General features: G+C 40.0%; 21 protein-coding genes and 1 pseudogene. 2 read left to right on the forward strand and 20 right to left on the reverse strand.

The window, feature by feature from the left end:
• The 18 genes from QZR70_RS04940 to QZR70_RS05025 form a co-directional block, all read right to left on the reverse strand.
• Positions 1–1,040: DEAD/DEAH box helicase family protein (locus QZR70_RS04940; RefSeq protein WP_295793479.1), on the reverse strand; the 1,040-nt coding region annotated here is incomplete at its 3' end.
• Positions 1,040–1,336 carry a hypothetical protein gene (locus tag QZR70_RS04945; protein WP_295793481.1) on the reverse strand — a complete coding sequence of 99 codons (297 nt, stop codon included), beginning with the start codon at positions 1,334–1,336 and terminating at the stop codon, positions 1,040–1,042. The genes QZR70_RS04940 and QZR70_RS04945, both read right to left, overlap by 1 nt.
• A gap of 76 nt (positions 1,337–1,412) precedes the next feature.
• On the reverse strand, positions 1,413–2,348 hold the full coding sequence (ftsY, locus tag QZR70_RS04950; RefSeq protein ID WP_024066706.1) for a signal recognition particle-docking protein FtsY: 936 nt from the start codon (positions 2,346–2,348) through the stop codon (positions 1,413–1,415).
• Entirely contained in the window at positions 2,348–5,902 is a 3,555-nt protein-coding gene (gene smc / locus QZR70_RS04955) for a chromosome segregation protein SMC (protein WP_295793483.1), read from the reverse strand. The genes ftsY and smc overlap by 1 nt, the downstream gene beginning before the upstream one ends.
• 45 nt (positions 5,903–5,947) lie before the next feature.
• Positions 5,948–7,090, reverse strand: coding sequence for an elongator complex protein 3 (locus QZR70_RS04960; RefSeq protein ID WP_295793517.1), 1,143 nt, complete (start codon positions 7,088–7,090; stop codon positions 5,948–5,950).
• Positions 7,091–7,293: 203 nt separating this feature from the next.
• Positions 7,294–8,031: a ribonuclease III gene (gene rnc, locus QZR70_RS04965; protein WP_295793485.1), complete on the reverse strand. Its 738-nt coding sequence runs from the start codon at positions 8,029–8,031 to the stop codon at positions 7,294–7,296.
• Positions 8,031–9,275, reverse strand: a complete 1,245-nt coding sequence (fabF, locus tag QZR70_RS04970) for a beta-ketoacyl-ACP synthase II (protein WP_295793487.1) — start codon at positions 9,273–9,275, stop codon at positions 8,031–8,033. The genes rnc and fabF overlap by 1 nt, the downstream gene beginning before the upstream one ends.
• 36 nt (positions 9,276–9,311) lie before the next feature.
• Positions 9,312–10,268: a nitronate monooxygenase family protein gene (locus tag QZR70_RS04975; protein WP_295793490.1), complete on the reverse strand. Its 957-nt coding sequence runs from the start codon at positions 10,266–10,268 to the stop codon at positions 9,312–9,314.
• A 77-nt stretch (positions 10,269–10,345) separates the two neighbouring features.
• On the reverse strand, positions 10,346–10,576 hold the full coding sequence (locus QZR70_RS04980; protein ID WP_004693441.1) for an acyl carrier protein: 231 nt from the start codon (positions 10,574–10,576) through the stop codon (positions 10,346–10,348).
• Positions 10,577–10,627: 51 nt separating this feature from the next.
• Entirely contained in the window at positions 10,628–11,371 is a 744-nt protein-coding gene (fabG, locus tag QZR70_RS04985) for a 3-oxoacyl-[acyl-carrier-protein] reductase (protein WP_295793491.1), read from the reverse strand.
• A 1-nt stretch (position 11,372) separates the two neighbouring features.
• A complete protein-coding gene (gene fabD / locus QZR70_RS04990) occupies positions 11,373–12,314 on the reverse strand; it encodes an ACP S-malonyltransferase (RefSeq protein ID WP_295793493.1) in 942 nt (313 codons plus the stop codon).
• A 10-nt stretch (positions 12,315–12,324) separates the two neighbouring features.
• Complete coding sequence (gene fabK, locus QZR70_RS04995) at positions 12,325–13,269, reverse strand: enoyl-[acyl-carrier-protein] reductase FabK (protein ID WP_295793495.1); 945 nt, start codon at positions 13,267–13,269, stop codon at positions 12,325–12,327.
• Between the two features lie 15 nt (positions 13,270–13,284).
• Positions 13,285–14,280, reverse strand: coding sequence for a beta-ketoacyl-ACP synthase III (locus QZR70_RS05000; protein ID WP_295793497.1), 996 nt, complete (start codon positions 14,278–14,280; stop codon positions 13,285–13,287).
• Entirely contained in the window at positions 14,264–15,292 is a 1,029-nt protein-coding gene (gene plsX / locus QZR70_RS05005) for a phosphate acyltransferase PlsX (protein WP_295793499.1), read from the reverse strand. Before plsX ends, QZR70_RS05000 begins: the two co-directional genes overlap by 17 nt.
• Positions 15,293–15,295: 3 nt before the next feature.
• On the reverse strand, positions 15,296–15,856 hold the full coding sequence (gene fapR / locus QZR70_RS05010) for a transcription factor FapR (RefSeq protein ID WP_295793502.1): 561 nt from the start codon (positions 15,854–15,856) through the stop codon (positions 15,296–15,298).
• Positions 15,857–16,176: 320 nt separating this feature from the next.
• Positions 16,177–16,353 (reverse strand): 50S ribosomal protein L32, encoded by a 177-nt coding sequence (rpmF, locus tag QZR70_RS05015; protein ID WP_004693428.1) that lies wholly within the window; start codon positions 16,351–16,353, stop codon positions 16,177–16,179.
• 25 nt (positions 16,354–16,378) lie between these two features.
• Positions 16,379–16,891 (reverse strand): DUF177 domain-containing protein, encoded by a 513-nt coding sequence (locus QZR70_RS05020; protein ID WP_295793519.1) that lies wholly within the window; start codon positions 16,889–16,891, stop codon positions 16,379–16,381.
• 101 nt (positions 16,892–16,992) lie between these two features.
• Positions 16,993–17,127 (reverse strand): rubredoxin, encoded by a 135-nt coding sequence (locus QZR70_RS05025; RefSeq protein WP_004693422.1) that lies wholly within the window; start codon positions 17,125–17,127, stop codon positions 16,993–16,995.
• Between the two features lie 547 nt (positions 17,128–17,674).
• Here QZR70_RS05025 and QZR70_RS05030 point away from each other — a divergent pair.
• Both QZR70_RS05030 and QZR70_RS05035 read left to right on the forward strand, forming a co-directional pair.
• Positions 17,675–18,628 carry a nitronate monooxygenase gene (locus QZR70_RS05030; protein ID WP_295793505.1) on the forward strand — a complete coding sequence of 318 codons (954 nt, stop codon included), beginning with the start codon at positions 17,675–17,677 and terminating at the stop codon, positions 18,626–18,628.
• 17 nt (positions 18,629–18,645) lie between these two features.
• Positions 18,646–19,194, forward strand: a complete 549-nt coding sequence (locus tag QZR70_RS05035; protein ID WP_295793507.1) for a gamma carbonic anhydrase family protein — start codon at positions 18,646–18,648, stop codon at positions 19,192–19,194.
• Positions 19,195–19,347: 153 nt separating this feature from the next.
• On the opposite strand, the pseudogene QZR70_RS05040 reads toward QZR70_RS05035, so the two are convergent.
• Both QZR70_RS05040 and QZR70_RS05045 read right to left on the reverse strand, forming a co-directional pair.
• Positions 19,348–19,995 (reverse strand): annotated as a pseudogene (locus QZR70_RS05040) (hypothetical protein).
• An 87-nt stretch (positions 19,996–20,082) separates the two neighbouring features.
• Positions 20,083–20,376 (reverse strand): hypothetical protein (locus QZR70_RS05045; protein WP_295793515.1); only part of this gene is annotated, 294 nt, incomplete at its 5' end.

Genomic DNA, 20,376 nt, shown 5'->3' on the forward strand with positions numbered 1-20,376 from the left:
TCCACCATGATGAGAAAATCATCGGGGAAATAATCAATCAATGTAAACGGTGCTTCCCCAGCCTTGCGTTCAGACATATGACGTGAATAATTTTCGATGCCCGAGCAATAGCCCATCTCTTGCATCATTTCTATATCATAACGCGTACGCTGTTCTAAGCGCTGAGCCTCCAATAGACGGTCAGCAGCTTTCAACTTAGCTAATTGTTCGTCTAATTCAGCTTCAATACGCTCTACAGCAATACGCATCTTATCTTTCGTTGTTACATAGTGAGAGGCTGGATAGACTGCAACGTGCTTGCGTTCAGCAATCACTTCACCGGTTAATGCATCTACCTCAACGAGGCGATCGATTTCGTCGCCGAAGAGTTCTACCCGAATGGCTCTTTCACTATACGCGGCAGGGAAAATCTCGATAGTATCCCCTTGTACACGGAAGGTACCGCGGATAAAGTTCATATCATTTCTCGTATATTGAATATCTACGAGTTTAGACAGAATTTCATCACGAGATTTCGTCTGACCTAAGCGCAAAGATAGCACGAGTTCAGAGTAATCCTCAGGGTCACCTAAGCCGTAAATACAGCTAACAGAGGCAACGATGATCACATCGCGGCGCTCAAAGAGGCTCATCGTAGCGCTATGTCGCAGTTTATCGATTTCATCATTAATAGACGCATCCTTCTCGATGTACGTATCACTAGAAGGAATATACGCTTCTGGTTGATAGAAATCGTAGTAAGACACAAAGTATTCTACCGCATTATTAGGGAAGAAGCTTTTAAACTCACTACATAGCTGGGCAGCTAAGGTTTTATTATGGGCAATAATAAGAGTTGGCTTTTGAACGGCCTCGATAACCTTAGCCATTGTAAAGGTTTTACCTGTACCAGTGGCACCGAGCAAAACTTGGGCCCATTCACCGCGTTCAATGCCTTCTGTTAAAGACTGAATGGCAGTTGGTTGGTCCCCTGTAGGCGTAAAGGGCGCCTCCACTTTAAATGGTTGACCCCCTTCATAATTATATGTATTATGTTTCATTACTGTTCATCCTGATGTTTACGGATAGCTTTAAGTTCTTCCTCTGATAGACGGCGGCCTGCATTTTCCGCTTGGTTCAACGTATCCTCACCCTCTAAGACTTCGGTGAGCATAGCAATAGAAAAGCGATCTAATGTTGGCGTAGTCTTTTGGATTTCATCTGCCATCATCCAATCGGACTCAGAATAGTTATTAATACGTTCAGTAATCTCTTCCCAGTTTGAAAGTAGTAATCTCGTAATAGGACGATATAATTCAATGCCGAAATACTCGATTAAGCTAACAATCTTATTCATATTTTCTAGGCTAACATTACATTCGTTTTTTTTATTTTCAGATTCTACATATTCAAGTAAGAATTCCCGGTTATATTTATTTGTCACCTTGAATCATTCCTTTATTAAATAGTGCATTAGCAAATTCTTTTGCATTAAATGGACGCAAGTCATCCATGCCTTCGCCAACGCCGATCCAGCGAACAGGTACGCCTAATTCCTCTTTAATGGAGATAACTACGCCACCTTTTGCTGTACCATCAAGCTTAGTAACAACAATACCATTTACTGGTACGGCTTGACCAAATAATTTAGCTTGGCTTACTGCATTTTGACCTGTAGTGCCGTCTAAGACGAGCAAGGTTTGATGCGGAGCCCCTTCTACGTGGTTATTCGCTACGCGGCCCATCTTTTTAAGTTCTTCCATAAGGTTCACTTTTGTGTGTAGACGACCAGCTGTATCAACGATAACAAGGTCTGCATTACGAGCTTTTGCCGCTTCCATTGCATCATATACAACGGCTGCAGGATCAGCGCCTTCTTTATGTTTAACGATAGGCACACCTACGCGATCAGCCCAGATAGATAATTGGTCAGCTGCAGCGGCACGGAATGTATCGCCTGCAGCGATAATAACCTTTTTACCTTCTTTAGTGTAATAGTTAGCTAACTTAGCGATAGTCGTAGTTTTACCAACACCGTTTACACCAACTACAAGAATAACTTCTGGGTGATGTAGTGTAATCTCATCTTCTTGGTCAACAAGCATTTCTGTAATACGGTCTTCCATAAATGGCATAACATCACCGGTATTATTGATAATACCTTCTGTAACACCACGACGGATTTCCTTCATCAAATACTCTGTTGTTTTAGGACCAAGATCGCTAGTAAGCATAACTGCTTCTAAATCATCAAGAAAATCATCATCAATTTCTGCATAACCAATGATCACTGTTTCTACATTTTTTACAAAGGACTTACGAGTTTTTTCTAAGCCCTCTTTAATTTTATTAAAGAATCCAAATGCCATTATGCCAGATCCTCCTTCACATCTTCAAATGCTACTGTTAATAATCGCGATACGCCTCGTTCAACCATGGTCACCCCTTGTAATACTTCGGCAGCTTCCATCGTCTTTTTACGGTGCGATACTACGATAAATTGTGTTTCTTTATTTACCCGATTTAAGTAAGAACTAAATCTTTCAACATTGGCTTCATCAAGGGCTGCGTCAACTTCGTCAAGCACGCAGAACGGCGCAGGACGATAATCGAGGAACGAGAACAATAAAGCAATAACCGTAAGGGCACGCTCACCACCGGATAACAAGGTCAATTGTTGACGTTTCTTCCCTGGTGGCTGAATGTAGAAGTCGATACCACCAGTTAAGATATTATCCGGATCAGTCAGTACGATTTGGGCTGTACCACCGCCAAACAATTGGCTAAATACTTCTTGGAATCTGCGGCCTACTACATCTAATACATCGTATAGCTGTGTACTCATAGCCTTATCCATTTCAGCAATAACCGCTTGCAATTGCTCCTTCGCTGTATCTAAATCCGCTAACTGTGTAGTTAAGAAATCATAACGTTCTTTGGTTTCTTCATATTCCTCAACAGCGTTCGGATTGACGGGGCCAAGCTCGGCAATTTCAGCCATCAAACGTGCTTGTTCATCCTTCCAATCACTAACTGAGCCTTCAATGCGAAGGGCCTGCGCATCTTCCAAGGTAAAACCAAGCGCTTGTAACTCTTCTACAAAGCGTTCGCAGTCCATGCGATGACGAGTAATTTTACCTTCCATATCGACGAGTCGACCTTGAACGACTTTATATCGTTGGTTCAATCGATCTTGTTCACCGAGGATAGATTCCATCTCTTCACGTCCTGTAGATGTTTTATCATAGGCTTCATCGCGAAGTGCACGCAAACGTTCAACTTCGGCTGTAGCTGAAGTAAGTTCACGGTCTGCCAATTCTTTAGCCTTTGGTAGCTCCACTTCACAGCGCTCTGTAGTACTAATTAGCAAATTACGTAACGGTGTTAAGCGCTCTACAATGTTAGCAATTGATTGATTACGTTGTTCTCGCTGAGTTTCACGTTCCTTAATGGTTTGTCGCAATGTATCACAGATGAGGCGTGCCTCTGTGAAAGCTTCATAAGCCTCTTGCTGTACCTTTTGTAATACAGTTAAACGCTCCATTAAGGCCCCTTGATTGCCATCTACACCGTGGTCTTCTTGCAAAGAAGCAAGAGCCGCTTCTTGGTCTTTCAAGTTAGCCGTTGTACTAGCTAAATCAATATCGATTTGTAATAAACGTTGCTCTTCTTCACGGAGAACACGTTTCTTACGATCCATTTGATGTTGAATATTTTGTACCTTTGTTTCACTAGCCACATATAGTAAGTTCGTATGTTGATAGCTTTCATCAAGGGTAGCTCGTTCTTTTTCGGCTTCTTCAACCCGTTTTTCAAGGTTTTCCAAGCTAGCTGTTAAGGAACGAATTTGATCTTCAATTTGAAGGAGCTCTTGTTCAAGGCTAGCCGCCTCTTCCTTACGGCTCAATACAGAGGCACGCTTACGCTTTGTAGCACCACCAGTTAAAGAACCACCAGGTTGGAATTGTTCCCCGGTAAGCGTAACGATACGCAATTGTTGATTATATTTTTTTTGTAAACCAATAGCATCATCCATGGAGGCTACTACCAAGGTGCGCCCCAATAAGTATTGGAAAATATGAGCGTATGTATTATCAAAGGAAATACAATCAACAGCAGTACCAATTACACAACTTTCATGTAAAGCCGGCGTATCATAAGGTTTTCCTTTTACAGAATCCATCGGCAAGAAGGTTACGCGGCCACCTTGGATAGATTTCAAATAATTGACACCCTCTGCAGCAGCGCGAGCAGTAGTAGTTACAACATGATTAACACTACCACCTAATGCCGTTTCGATAGCCGTAGTATATTTATCTTCTACCGTAAAGAGATCGCCAACAGCGCCTGTAATCTGTTCACGCCAAGCGCCTTTACCATTAAGAATATTCTTCGTTCCTTCTAAATAACCTTCATGTTGCTCTTCCCATTGAGCTAACAGCTCTAAACGCCCTTTTGCACGTTGCTCTTGGGTACGTAATTTTTGTAATTCTTTGCGTTCTTCACGAGCTTGTAAGGCTGCTTCTTTACCGCCATCAACGAGGGCTTGTCGTTGTGCAGAAATAGCATTAAACTGTTGGCCTAATGTGTCAAATTCACCGCGAGCTGCTTGTAATTCACTATCTACTTGACCTATTTCAGCCTTTAAAACCTCACATTGTTTTATAGACTCTTCCTTACGAGCTTCTAAGCTACGAATACTAGCCTTTGCTGTTTCAATAGCGCTCACAAGTTCTAATTGATGTTGCTCAAAGGCTTCTCGATTAGACTGCAAGGACTGGAACTTCGCTTGCTCGGCACTAACATCTTCAACAGCTTTTTTATAATTCGACTCTAACTCTTCTAGTTTGGATTCTTTCTCTACTAGTTGAGCACTTTCATCTTGAATCAATTGATTTAAAATGCGTAATTGTTGTTCTTCACCTTTTTGAGTCGCCTCTAGCTCACTAATACGCATAGATGTTTCATCTAATTCACGACGAGCTGTCTTCAACTGCTCGTCTAACAGACGTAAATGACCTGCTAAACGTTCTTCATCACGTTGCTTTTCCGTATACTGAGCTTCCCACAACTTGAGTTGTTCTTGCTCCTTTGTTGATGCGGATTGCAAGGTATGACGGCGAGCTTCCAATTTAGACAATTCAGTTTGAAGCTCAATCTCTTCATCCTTAAATGCAATATTATCATTTTCAAAACGCGTTAATAAACGATCAGAGGTCTTATAATTGTGAAAGCCTAATGCCCCATCATAGTCGCGCTTTGTACGACTTAAGGTCATATATTTTTTAGTCTTTTCCGCCTTTTCAGACAAAGGTCCTAGTTGCTCTTCGATAGTAGCCATTACGTCTCGTACGCGTTCCATATTTCGATCTGTACTAGCAATACGACGCAATGCATCCTCTTTATTGATCTTAAAACGTGAAATGCCAGCTACATCTTCAAAGATAAGGCGACGTTCTTCAGGCTTAGAGTTTAAAATAGCATCAATACGGTTCTGACCGATGATAGCCATAGAGTCTCTACCTAGACCGGTATCGGCTAGTAAAAGGTGAATGTCCTTTAAACGACAGGAGCGTTTATTAATGAGAAACTCACTTTCACCAGTACGATAAATACGGCGTGTAATAGCAACCTCAGCCATATCTACATCTAATTGATGGTCACTATTGTCAAATACAAGTGTAACCTCAGCAGCACTCATAGGCTTGCGTTTTTCCGTACCAGAGAAAATAATATCTTCTGCTTTTTGACCACGTAAGTTACGGACATTGGATTCCCCTAACACCCATTTCATAGCATCCGTAATATTACTTTTACCACTTCCGTTAGGCCCAATAACGGCAGTCATTCCTGGCGAGAATTTTACAACCGTTTTATCTGCAAACGATTTAAAGCCCTTTAATTCTAACCGAAGTAATTGCATGACTGCCTCCTTTCTACTAACAACCCCAATTAATCATATCTTTTATTATAACACATATTGTAGGCCATCAATACAGCAACGAACAGTATTTCTCGTACTATCTTCACACCAATCTATGCTAAATTGAGGATACGTTTCTTGAAAATATAAAATATTGCGATTTTTGAGACCTCGCACCTTTGATGTACTGCTTCTAGGATAAGAAATTACAATCCTATGTTTCATCAAAATATCACCACTATCCGAATAAAATCTACATCCTACCTTATGGGTATGATAACAATCAAAATGAGAAAAATTGTAATCATTTTGCTTTCCTAATAAATTTTCTGAAGAAAAATGATCATCAATACATCTTTCAATACGTTGTTTATATTGTTCATTTACGACGAGCTCACCCATAGCAGGTTCATAGGGACCTGCTATCAAACTATTGCCTGAATCGAGCTCTTCCGTGCTTTGTAATCCTGTACGTATAACTTCAATATCATGCTGTTCAAACCATTCCTTTAAGAATGCACAATATTTAATAGCTTGCTCAGTGCTTAATGGCTCATACTCACCAGATCTATATTGATCTGCTAATTCCGTATTTTCTATAACAAGAACAGGATAGATTCGTACAAAATCTGGTTCTAGTTTAACTACAGCAATAGCGGTTTCTAAAATGGTTTCCCAAGTTTCACCTTTCAATCCTGGTAAAAGCTGAACACCTACAGTCATTCCACGTCGCTTCAATCGCGGAACAGCCTCTACTACCTCTTGTGCGGTGTGACCGCGCTTAGCATCGACTAAAATATCATCATTCAAGGACTGCACACCAAGTTCTACTGTTTTTACCCCATAAGACTGTAACAAGGTAATTGCTTCATCACCTACAGCATCAGGCCGCGTTGAACAACGTATACCATCAATTATACCGCGCTTAAGCATCTCAGAAGCAGGAGCTAATAATTGATGTTGTAACTCTTTATTGATAGCTGTAAATGATCCACCATAAAAGGCGACTTCCCAAAACCTATCATTTCTTTTTTTACCCACATAATCTGTAATCGTTTCTTTAATATAATCCGGTGTTAGGTGACTAATACCCGATTGGCCTGTAATACGGGACTGGTTACAAAATGTACATACATAAGGACACCCTACATGAGGTATAAAAAAAGGAATCATACCAAATGGTTTCATAGTCACCCTCCTTTCTTATATAAAGTAAACTCAGTCAAAACCTTTTATATTAATATATTAATATCCATGTATTTATTCCTTATCATAAGTAATTAATATATTAAGATATAAGGCTTTTGATACAATGATCAAACAATCATAAGATAAATATATTTACTATTCTATATACTATTATACAGAAAAAAGCGCCATTAGGCGCTTTTCTATTTGGCCATTAACTTTTCTAACGTTAATTGAGCCGCATGTTGTTCTGCAATTTTTTTACTTTTACCAGAGCCTGCCTCGTAAGTAACACCATTGATTTCAACCACCATATGGAAGGTCTTAGCATGGTCGGGACCACTTTCACTGAGCAAACGATAGACGATATGTTTATCACCATCCCGTTGCACATATTCTTGTAACAAGGTTTTATAATCCTTGCCCCGTTTACCTTCTAAAGCTTGCTTGATATAAGTAATGAGATGTTTTAAAACGAACTCCATCGCCGTTTGGTAATCTGTAGAAATATAGATAGCACCAATGAGAGACTCAAAGGTATCCGCTAAAATAGAATTACGATTATTACCACCGGAAGCACGTTCACCATGACCGAGCAATAAATATTGCCCCAATTGTAAAGAACGACTTACAGATGCTAAAGAATCCTCACATACTGTAGCAGCCTTAATTTTCGTCAAATCACCTTCGGCCATGTCTGGATAAGTCTTAAATAGGTATTCCCCAATAATAAGATCCAAAACAGCATCGCCTAAAAACTCTAATCGCTGATTGTGATTAATATGCTTTGATTTATGTTCATTCGCATAAGATGTATGTGTAAAAGCACAATCTAAAATGGATATATCTGACACAGGTATGTCTAAACGAGCAACAAGCCCATGAAGAGATTCTTCACGAGCTTGTGTCATCTTACTCTTATGCGCTTCAACAGCTACCATTAGCCTTCATAACGGCGTACGCAAAGTGTACCGTTATGACCACCAAAACCGAAAGAGTTGGAAAGAGCACATTTAACTTGAAGGTCACGTGCACCTTCGCGAACATAGTCAAGATCCAAACCTTCATCAGGGTTGTCACAGTTGATTGTAGGATGAACTTTGCCAGTTTCGATAGCCATCGCCATAACGATAGTTTCGATAGCACCAGCAGCACCTAACAAGTGACCTGTCATGGATTTTGTAGAGTTAACAGCGATGTTTTTAGCATGATCGCCGAATAATTCTTTAATAGCCAATGTTTCATTTTTATCATTAAGGCCAGTAGATGTACCATGAGCATTGATGTAGTTAACGTCTTTAGGATCGATACCTGCATCTTTAATTGCCAATTCCATACATTTACGAGCTTGTACACCACCTGGAGCTGGTGCAGTAATGTGGTAAGCATCACCATTAGTACCATAACCTACAACTTCAGCGTAGATATGAGCACCACGAGCTTTTGCGTGTTCTAATTCTTCAAGAACAACGATACCAGAACCTTCACCCATTACGAAACCATCGCGATCGCGGTCAAATGGACGGGATGCTTTTGTTGGTTCGTCATTACGTGTAGACATAGCTTTCATAGCTGCGAAACCAGCTACAGCAGCTGGAGATACAGCTGCTTCGGTACCACCAGCGAACATGATATCAGCATCACCACGTTGAATGATACGGAAAGCATCGCCAATAGCATTTGTACCGGAAGTACAAGCTGTTACGTCTGTAATAACAGGACCTTTAAGACCAAGACGGATGGATACACGTGCAGATGTCATGTTTGCAATCATCATAGGAACTGCAAATGGACTTACACGGCCAGGACCTTTTTCGAATAATGTTTCATATACTTCATGGATAGAGTCGATACCGCCAATACCAGTACCTACTACAGTACCACAACGATCTAAATCTTGTTTATCTAAATCAAGATCAGCATCTTCACAAGCAAGAACAGCAGCACCGATAGCCAATTCTACAGAACGGTCCATACGACGAGCTTCTTTCTTGTCTACGCCATAGTTTGTAACATCAAAATCTTTTACTTCACCAGCAATACGCGTTGCATATTCAGATGCATCAAAGCGTGTAATTGGCCCAATACCAGATTGACCTGCCAATAACGCATTGTAAAAGTTCTCTTTACCGATACCTACAGGAGTCACTGCCCCTAAGCCAGTAATTACTACACGTTTTTCCAATTATTCCACCTCTTATAGCTATACAGCCCTTTTAAATTAATCAATCTCTGCTACTTGCTGTTGTAGTTGAGCAAAGATATCTTTAACTGGCATAATCTTGTCGACTTTTCTCATATTATTGCCAGAGAACACCAAACCTGTTTCCACATCACCTTGTTGTGCACGAGAAAGAGCACGGATGATACAGAATTTATGGGAACAATGTTTCAAACAGTTATCACACACCGTTGGAGGTGCTACAGTACCGTCTAATACAGATTCAGCAAATTTATTTTTAATTGCTTGTCCAGGCAAACCTACAGGACTTTGAATTAATACAATGTCCTCAGGATTAGTAGCCCGTACATACATTTTTTTCAATTCGTCAGATGCATTACATTCATCAGAAGCCGCAAAACGACTACCCATTTGAACACCACTAGCACCTAATTTCAACATTTCTACGATGTCACGACCATCAAGAACACCACCAGCACCAATAACTGGAATATTTTTAACGGCAGCTACAACCTCTGGAACGATTTCTCGAGCAGAACGGTCTGTACCCAAGTGACCACCAGCTTCGCAACCTTCTACGATTACTGCTGCTGCACCTAAACCTTCAGAAATGCGAGCTAATTTTGCGGACGAAACGATTGGTACGATTGGCGTACCAGACTCTTTGCCCATTGCGAACATATCTCTTGAAAAACCAGCACCTGCTACTACAAGATCAATGCCCTCTTCGATGGCAGTTTTAACTAAGCCAGCAAATTGTGTGGCGGCTACCATCGCATTTATACCAATAATACCCGTAGGTGATAATTTTCTAGCTAATTGTATTTCGTATCGTAATTCATCAAATGGCAAACCGGATGCTGCAATAAGGCCGATACCACCTTCATTTGCAACGGCTGCTGCCAAGCGAGCTGTAGACAATCTAATCGCCATACCACCTTGAATAATAGGTACTTTGGCCACTAGATTCCCAATGCGAAGTTCAGGGAGCTTCACTATCAAATCCTCCTGTAAATAAAACCGGTTGGGAGGCCACTCGGCCTCCCGTGCGGCTGAATTGTCAGCTTTACAGCTTATTTAGCAGAATCAATATATTCTACTGTATCCTTAACGGTTTTGATTTTTTCTGCAACATCGTCAGGGATTTCAACATTGAATTCTTCTTCGAATGCCATGATCAATTCAACGATATCTAAGGAGTCAGCGCCTAAGTCGTCGATGAATGTAGAATCAATGGTAACTTCAGCTTCATCAACGCCTAATTGTTCCACAACGATTGCTTTTACTTTATCGAAAGTGTTCATTGGTGGTTCACCTCCTTTCAAAGTGTATTTATATATAGTCTAATTTTGAAACTACATCACCATACCGCCATCTACATTGATGACTTGGCCTGTAATATAGTTAGCAAAATCGCTAGCAAGGAATGTTGCTACTGTTGCTACTTCTTCAGCATTAGCCATACGACCCAATGGAATTTCAGCAACCATAGCTTCTTTAACTTTTTCTGGCAATACATCAGTCATATCTGTATTGATAAAGCCTGGTGCAATAGCATTAACAGTAATGCCACGGCTTGCTAATTCTTTAGCACAGGATTTAGTGAAACCAATTACACCAGCTTTAGAAGCTGCATAGTTAGTTTGACCCGCATTACCCATAACACCTACAACAGATGTCATGTTGATAATACGACCAGAACGTTGTTTCATCATGATTTTAGATACTGCTTTAGTTACTAAATATACACCTTTAAGGTTGATATCAATAACAGCATCAAAATCTTCATCTTTCATACGCATCAACAAACCGTCGCGCGTAATACCCGCATTATTTACGAGAATGTCAATGTGACCAAACTCTTTATGAGCTTCTTCTACCATAGAAGCAACTTCATCAGCATTGGCTACATTGGCTTTAATTTTAATGGCTTTACGGCCTAAAGCTTGTACAGCTTCAACAGTTTCTTGAGCTGCACCTTCGCTACCGCTATAGTTAACTACAACATCAGCACCAGATTGTGCTAAATTGATAGCTACAGCGCGACCAATGCCACGGGATGCGCCAGTTACAATGGCTACTTTACCCTCTAAATGCATTTTATCGAACCCCTTTCAAAAATTCAAGCGTTTTCTCTAAGGATGCAATGTCTTCAACATTGGCTAATTCCATATCTTTATTGATCTTTTTAGTAAAGCCAGTAAGTACTTTACCAGGACCAACTTCAACGAAACGAGTTACACCAAAGTTAACCATTTCAGCTACGCAGTCTTCCCACAATACAGGATTAGCAGCTTGTGTAACTAAGGACTCTTTAATATCGTTTGCATTAGTCAAAATTTTACCTGTAACATTTGCTACTACAGGGATTTGAGCATCGCTCACTTGGATTTTATCCAACTCTTCTTTTAAACGAAGAGCTGCAGGTTCCATCAAACGGCTGTGGAATGGAGCACTTACAGGAAGCATAACAGCACGTTTTGCGCCTGCTTCTTTCATCTTTTCTGCAGCCGCTTCCACCGCTGCTGTTTCACCAGCAATAACGATTTGACCTGGGCAGTTAAAGTTAACCGCTTGTACAGAGCCAACAGATGCATTAACTTCATCACAAATTGCTACAACTTGTTCACGAGGCAATGCCAAAATTGCTGCCATAGCGCCTTTGCCCAATGGCACAGCTTCTTGCATATATTCACCGCGTTTATGAACAACATATACAGCATCTTTAAAGTTCAATACGCCTGCTGCTACAAGAGCACTGTATTCACCAAGGCTATGGCCACCTACGATATCAGGTGTAAAACCTTGTTCTTTAAGAACTTCATAGCAAGCTACGGATGCAGTTAAAATAGCTGGTTGTGTATTAGCAGTTTTAACAAGTTCAGTATCAGGACCTTCAAAGCACAATTTGGAAATAGAATAACCAAGTGCTTCGTCAGCTTCTTCAAAACGTTGTTTCACAATAGGATACGCATTGTACAAATCTTGTAGCATGCCTACTTTTTGGGAACCTTGACCAGGAAAAACAAATGCCGTTTTCATAAGGGCCTCCTTATTTACCAAGACCTTGAAGATTTTTAATTACAGTTTCAGTTTCAGCCATAATATCTTTGATAATAGTTGCACATGGTTTAACATCTGTTAACATACCAGAGATTTGGCCGATCATTACGGAACCTTCTTTTACATCACCATCAATAGCAGCTTTGCGAAGTGTACCTGCACCTAAGTTTTCTAACTCTTCTTTAGAGCCACCGCTAAATTCAAGGGATTTATATTTATGTGCCAATGCATTATCAATGATACGTACAGGGTGACCTGTTGTTAAACCAGTCATAACTGTAGCGCGATCTTTCGCTTTCAACACTGCATTTTTGTAGTTTTCATGAGCAATACATTCTTCAGATAATACGAAGCGCGTACCCATTTGTACTGCTTGAGCGCCCAATGCAAAGGCTGCAGCCATACCACGACCATCAGCAATACCACCAGCTGCAATAACTGGTACATCTACAGCGTCTACCACTTGAGGAATCAATGCCATAGTTGTAATATCGCCTACGTGACCACCGGATTCTGTACCTTCAGCAATAATTGCATCAATGCCGCCACGCAACAAGCGTTTTGCAAGTAATACGGAAGCAACTACTGGAATTACCTTTGTACCGATTTCTTTTAAAGCTGGAATGTACACGCCAGGATTACCAGCACCTGTTGTAATAACAGGAACGCGTTCTTCCACAACTACTTCCATAACTTCTTTTACAAATGGAGACATGAGCATGATGTTACAACCAAATGGCTTGCTTGTACGTTCTTTCAATTTGTGAATTTCATTACGGAAAATATCAGGAGGCATATGACCAGCCCCAATGATACCAAGGCCACCAGCTTCGGAAACAGCTGCCGCTAATTCTGCAGTACCGAGCCAAGCCATACCACCTTGTAAGATCGGGTACTCAATCTGCAATAAATCACAAATGTCAGTCTTAATCATCTTGATGTGTCCTCCTTAATACCATTTCAAGACAAGGCTAGCCCAAGTTAGGCCTGCACCAAATCCTGCAAACGCAACGTTATCACCGCGTTTGAAACGTCCTTCACGATTAGCTTCGTCCAAAGCTATCGCTACAGACGCGGCAGATGTATTACCATACTTATGTAAATTAACAAATACTTTTTCCATCGGCATATGTAAGCGTTTTGCAGCCGAATCAATAATGCGAATATTTGCTTGATGTGGAATGAAGAAATCTAACTCATTAAGTTCCATTCCAGCACGTTCTAAAGATCTTAGAACCGTACGCCCCATCGTTTTAACAGCAAATTTATATACTTCAGGACCATCCATATGAATGAATGTTAAACCTTCTTCAACGCGTTGGTCATTGGCAACTACAGCTGTACCTCCGGCAGGAATACAAAGAGATGGACCACCAGTACCATCAGCTCCCATATCAACACCTTTAATGCCATAACCTTCAGGAACTTCAGATACTACTGCAGCACCTGCACCATCACCAAAGAGGATACATGTACCACGATCATTCCAATTCACTCGACGAGAGAGAATTTCTGCCCCTACAACGAGTACCTTTTTATATAAGCCAGAGCTAATATAGCTAGCTGCAGTAATCAATCCATAAACAAAGCCAGAACATGCAGCTTGCAAATCATAAGCCGCTGCATTTTTAGCTCCTAAATTCGCTTGTAATACACAAGCTGCTGAAGGAATAATCATATCCGGTGTTAAGGTAGCAAAAATAATCATATCAATGTCTTCTGCGGTAACCTTAGCCATTTGCATAGCTTTCTTGGCAGCCTCAGTTGCCATATAGGATGTATTCATACCTTCCGGTGCAATGCGTCGTTCTTCGATACCAGTACGTTCTCTAATCCATTGGTCATTGGTATCAACCATTTTTTCAAGATCAAAGTTTGTTACTACATTGTCAGGAAGGAAGCTCCCAGTACCAATGATTCCTACCGGTTTACTCATCATAGTCATACTTCAAGGCTCCTTCAATATCCATTGTTTCTCTTATGTGTTGAATAATCTTACGCTCTACTAAATCTCCAGCAATTTCAATAGCAGTCTTTATCTCTTTTGATTTAGAGCTACCATGGGCAATCATAAAGACCCCATTAACCCCTAAGAGTGGAGCACCACCATTTTCTGTGTGGTCTAAGCGTTTAGCCATCTTCTTCAAAGCTGGCTTTACGAGCATAGCACCAATCTTAGCAAAGATACTCCCTGCCATGATACTATCCTTTACTAATTGTGCAAGACCTGTTACTAGACCTTCCGCAAATTTAAGTACCACATTACCTACAAAACCATCGCATACAACAACATCTACGGCCCCTTTAGGAATGTCACGACCTTCAATATTTCCTTTAAAATTAATGGTTTTCATACGTTCCAAAATTGGATATGTGGCTAGAACGACATCGTTCCCTTTTGTGGCTTCTTCGCCAATATTTAACAATCCTACTGTAGGATTTTCTTTACCCAATAAAAGTTTTGCATATTCAGAGCCCATCAAAGCACCTTGTACAAGATGTTTTGGTTTACTATTGGAGTTAGCACCTGAGTCTAACATAACAGTAATACCACTCACTGTTGGCATCGGAGTAGCAATAACTGGGCGATCAACCCCTTTAATGCGACCGAGTCCAAACAATGCAGCTGCTACAGCAGCACCTGTGCTACCAGGAGCAATTACGGCATCGCAAATATTATCACGAACTAAAGATGTTGCTACCACAACAGACGCGTCCTTTTTCTTACGCAATGCTTGTCCTGGATGCTCATCCATACCGATGACTTGACTGGCATGATGTACAGAAATGCGTGGATTCTTAGCTTCATTATTAGCTTCTAATATATTAAAAATTTGCTGCTCATCGCCGACGAGCACCACTTCAATGTGCTCATTTGCTCGTACGGCTTCAATGGATCCTAGTACAGTCTCCAATGGAGCAAAGTCGCCACCCATGGCGTCTATTGCAATTTTCATAATCTACACCCTATTCTCTACGGATTCCATAATAAATTTTGCGCGAAATACTTCTTTTATTTTATCTCTTATAATGACCCAAATAAAGAACTTATTACCACGGCGACGTACAATTTCTGCTTTTGCCACCAGATTAGTACCAGCTCCTACTGGGTTTTTATATTTTATATTTCCAACCTCCGCAGAACAAACAGTAGTCCCCATGACTACCTTTGCGAGGGAATTCGCTTGAGCATATAAATACTGTGGCTCTACATATCCAAATCGATCTTCCATGTCTGCAGTAGTGCGCAACATCGATAATGCTTGTCGCCCTTCCGTGACATCAATCAATTCACCAACCACTTCGTACGGTACATGTTCTACCATTTCTTGTGATTGACCTGTAGCCATGACGCGTATGCGTTCACGCAATTCAGGAATCCCCAACTCTAGCCGATCAAGACGAATAGTTGGCACACTTACATTAAAGTGTGTTGCCAATTCTTCATCAGTAAGAAATGGCGTAATATTCAGTTTTTCTTGTAACTGCTTTTGGCGCTCTTGCTTCTTTAACCGACTCATGGGACCACCTTTTATGACCTAGTATTAATATTACATCCTAAGTATATACAATAATTCCCCTATTGGCAAGGCTTTTCATACATATAGTAACAGATTTTCCTCATATATACTAAATATAGATATTATTTTATATTTAAGTATCGTTTTGTTTATAAAAGTATAAAAAAATGCCACTATTCTACAGCTTTATATTACTATAAAATAGCGGCACTGACTAATGCATATGAAGTATATTAAGTTATATATATTACTAAAAGTATACAAAAGCATACAAAAAAGACGCCTACTACTACAGTAGGCGTCTTTTTTCCGCTCACATATTAAGCATTAGCTACTACTTGCTCACCTTTATAGTGACCACATGTAGGGCAAACACGATGAGGCATCTTAGGTTCGTGGCATTGTGGACATGCTACATAACCAGGAGCTTCTAATTTCCAATTAGCACGACGACGATCGCGACGGCATTTAGACAATCTACGCTTAGGTACTGCCATTATCTGCACCTCCTTAGTACAATCATTAGGACAATCTATCATCTTTCTCATCAAGCAAAGCACGTAACTCTGCAAATCGAGGATCCACCACAAAGGATTCACAAGAACAAGGTGAAACATTTAAATTTGCTCCGCAATGAACGCACAATCCTTTGCAATCATCCTGACATAACACTTGAGAGGGCTCATTGATGATTAATGTATCCCTAATTAGTTCGGTTAAGTCAATTTCCTCTCCATCGAAAGGAATCACATCTTCAGCAGCGTCTCTAGAATCACTAAAGATTTCCTCAAAGGAATCCTTACGATCATGCTCTGTTGTAGTTAAACAACGAGAACACTCGTAATCACCTTTAGACTCTATCGAACCTTGAACGATGTAATTTTGACCATCAAACCAAAACTCACCATTAATGGTTATATCATGACGGCTCCAAGGAAAAGCAGTTACGTCACCAAGCTCAGAGGTTGGTATCGTATAGCTATAAGGAAATTTCTTTCCTATATGTTCTTTTGCTTGCTCTACTTGCAGTTTCATAATCTTACCTCGACTCATAATATTATAAACATGACATAGTGCTTTGTCAAATAAAAAAGACTATCTTAAGCGGACTCAAGATAGTCTTTTTGGTAAGTCAATTACATTTTTTCGAATTGGTCTTTACCAACACCGCAAATTGGGCAAACATAATCAGCTGGTTGATCTTCGAATTTTACGCCTTCAACAGCTTCGTCATAAACCCAACCACATACTACGCATACGTATTTTTCCATGAGTATTTCCTCCTTCACTTGAAAATTATTGTTTAATATTTATCTTTTATAATTCAGATACTCTATCTGTAATGTAGTATATCAAAGATATCGAAACTTTTCAATACTCATTTTCTTAATTTCTCATTTTTCTAATATTTAAAAAGCATATATAATATGCGGATTTGTGCTACATTATAATTTGAAATGTATTATCATTTAGACCGATTATGACCTAAATTTACCTCAATCCCTTTCCCTATTGCTACTTATCTGTCAATATATCTATTAATATAAATAATGGCCATTATTATACCGATAGTTTTTAAAGTATTAACTAAAATCAGACCTAAGGTGTACATAATTTATATATTATACTATTATATATAGAAGAGAATATTGTTATATTATATATTCTAAAAGAACTTAATTAATAACTTATTATATAAGTATGTACTTATGAACACTTACTTCTCTATGCGATATAATCATAATAAGAACTTCACGATCTTAATATGAAATATCGGTCAGAGAAATCGTCATTTATATTGTTATCATAGGAGGATTTATGAGAACAGCTTTAACAGAACTTTTACAAATTGAATACCCTATTATCCAAGGTGCTATGGCTTGGGTATCTGAACACAAATTAGTTGCTGCCGTTGCTAATGCTGGTGCAACAGGTGTTATCGCCCTTGGTGGCCGCGATGCTGAATGGACTCGTAATGAAATTCGTGCATGTAAAGAATTAACTGATAAACCATTCGGTGTTAACCTTATGTTGATGGCTCCTAATAAAGACGAGTTGGTAGATGTTATCATCCAAGAAAAACCTGCTTTCGTAACACTTGGTGCTGGTAATCCTGTACCATATATCAAACCGCTCCAAGAGGCTGGTATCAAGGTTATCCCTGTAGTACCTTCCCTTAAATTGGCTAAACGTATTGAAGAAGCTGGTGCTGATGCGATGATTGTAGAAGGTACGGAAGCTGGTGGTCATATTGGTAGCCAAACAACAATGTCTTTAATGGAAAATATTTTGCCAGAAATCAGTATTCCAGTTGTTGTAGCAGGCTCTATCGTTGATGGTCGTGGTCTTGCCGCAGCTTTATTAATGGGTGCACAAGGTGTACAAATGGGTTCTCGCTTCTTATTAGCAGAAGAATGCCAAGCACATCAAAATATGAAAGAAGCAATTATCAAAGCAACAGATACTGATTCTGTTGTAACTGGTCTTCTCTCTGGACACGGCGGCGTTCGCAGCTTAAAAAATGAATTTACGACTCGCTATTTAGCAGCAGAAACTGATGGTGTTACTACACCTGAAGAGCGCACAAAAATGTCTCAAGGTACTAATAAACGCGCCGCTATTGATGGCGATGTAGTAAACGGCGCCGTACAAGTTGGTCAAGCCTTGAATCGTCTTGTAGCTATCGAACCAGCTCATACAATTGTTCAAACAGTAATGAACGAAGCTATTATGTCTATTCGTAAGGCTCAACGCCTTCTTGAAATTGTTTAATCAATTAGGAGTGTCATATGTTACCATTTCATGGAAAATATCCAAAATTAGATACTAAAAGTTGTGTAATGCCCGGTGCAGAACTTGCTGGTGATGTAGAACTTAAAGAATATGCATCTATTTGGCAAAACTGTGCACTTCGTGGTGACGTAAACAAGATTGTAGTAGGTCGTTACTCTAATGTACAAGACAACTCTGTATTACATGTAGACGACGATAAAGCATGCGTCCTTGGCGATTATGTAACAATCGGCCACGGTGCCATCGTTCATGCTAGTACAATCGAAGACAATGTGTTAGTTGGCATGGGTGCCATTGTATTAAGTGGTTGTCATATTGGCTCTGGCTCTATTATTGCAGCCGGTGCGGTAGTAAAAGAAAACACTGTCATCCCACCTAACTCTTTAGTCGTAGGTATTCCTGCTCGTATTGTTCGCACAGATGAAACTCAAATCGAACGTATTCACAATCAAGCTTTAAAATATAAACACTTATGGACTATTGAGTACGGTATGCTTCCTGATGCAGGTGGCGAAGAATACGATAAAAACGCTAAAATCGTATAATTACATATACAATAAAATTTGCACAAATAATCAGAACCACCCGTAAAACGGGTGGTTTTATGATTCGCGACTACGTCGCGAACCAGTCTAAAGACAATAACAAAAGCCGAGGCAATCACTGCCTCGGCTTTCATAATTTATGTGGTCTAAATTTTATTGAATTGTTGGTGCATAAATCGCTTGTCGAAGATCCACCCTACGATGTTCTTCCATCATCTTAGAAATGTCTTCTTATTCGGCAGGTTTCACGCGATTGTTGCCGTCTTTCATAGCTTCTTTCAAGCTAAAGATAACCATTTCATTCATGTAGAAACGCAATTCATCATCATGTACATTGGCCGTATTGCGATCCAAGATATCGATGATTTGTTGTGCATAGTCCATTTTTTCATCGTCAGACACAGTCACATGATTAATAAAAAAGTCTTTATAATCATTATACAAACGATCTAACGCCATGCGTGCATAGCTGTCTTTCTTATAACGATGACTCACAATGTACCAGCTACGACGAACGTTCATATAATACAATGCATTATTGCGGTACCGTTCTTGGCCCTTCATAATACGAGAGTCGTCCATGATATATCTATCTTTTTGATCCAATTGGAATTGTGTGAAAGCATTCACTACTTCACGAACTTCTTCGCTAGGTACAGGAATAGCCACTTCTGCTTCAATCACGTTTAATGGTTCAGCTGGTTGTTCTGGCATCATCAAAGTATCCCGAGCCGCATCCGCCTGACCAACTGCACATACACAAGCAAGCGCCAATACAGGCATAATTTTTTTGAATTTCATACATCCTCCTTATGATGAGCCGCCCCCCGAAGGGCGGCTTTCACAATCCTTACATGAGCCATGAAGAACTCGAATATTCAGATTCGATTATTTTGTAAGACCTGCTTGTTGCATCAACAATGCAATTTGAGCCTTCATTTGTTCATTATCTTCCTTCACAGAGGATAATTCATCAATACGTTTTTGCATACGTGCATTATCATCCTTAACAGAAGACAACTCATGGAGGCTTTCTTGCATACGTGCATTTTCAGCTTTCAACGCTGTTACTTCATCTTGCAACACATAAATAGAACTGATAGGACCGCCCTTGTAGCGTTCAGGAATAGCCTTCTTCTCATCAGAAGAACCGAATTTACGAGTTACACCAGCATTCACCAT

The organism is uncultured Veillonella sp. (genome assembly GCF_900545205.1).
Classification (GTDB): Bacteria; Bacillota; Negativicutes; order Veillonellales; family Veillonellaceae; genus Veillonella.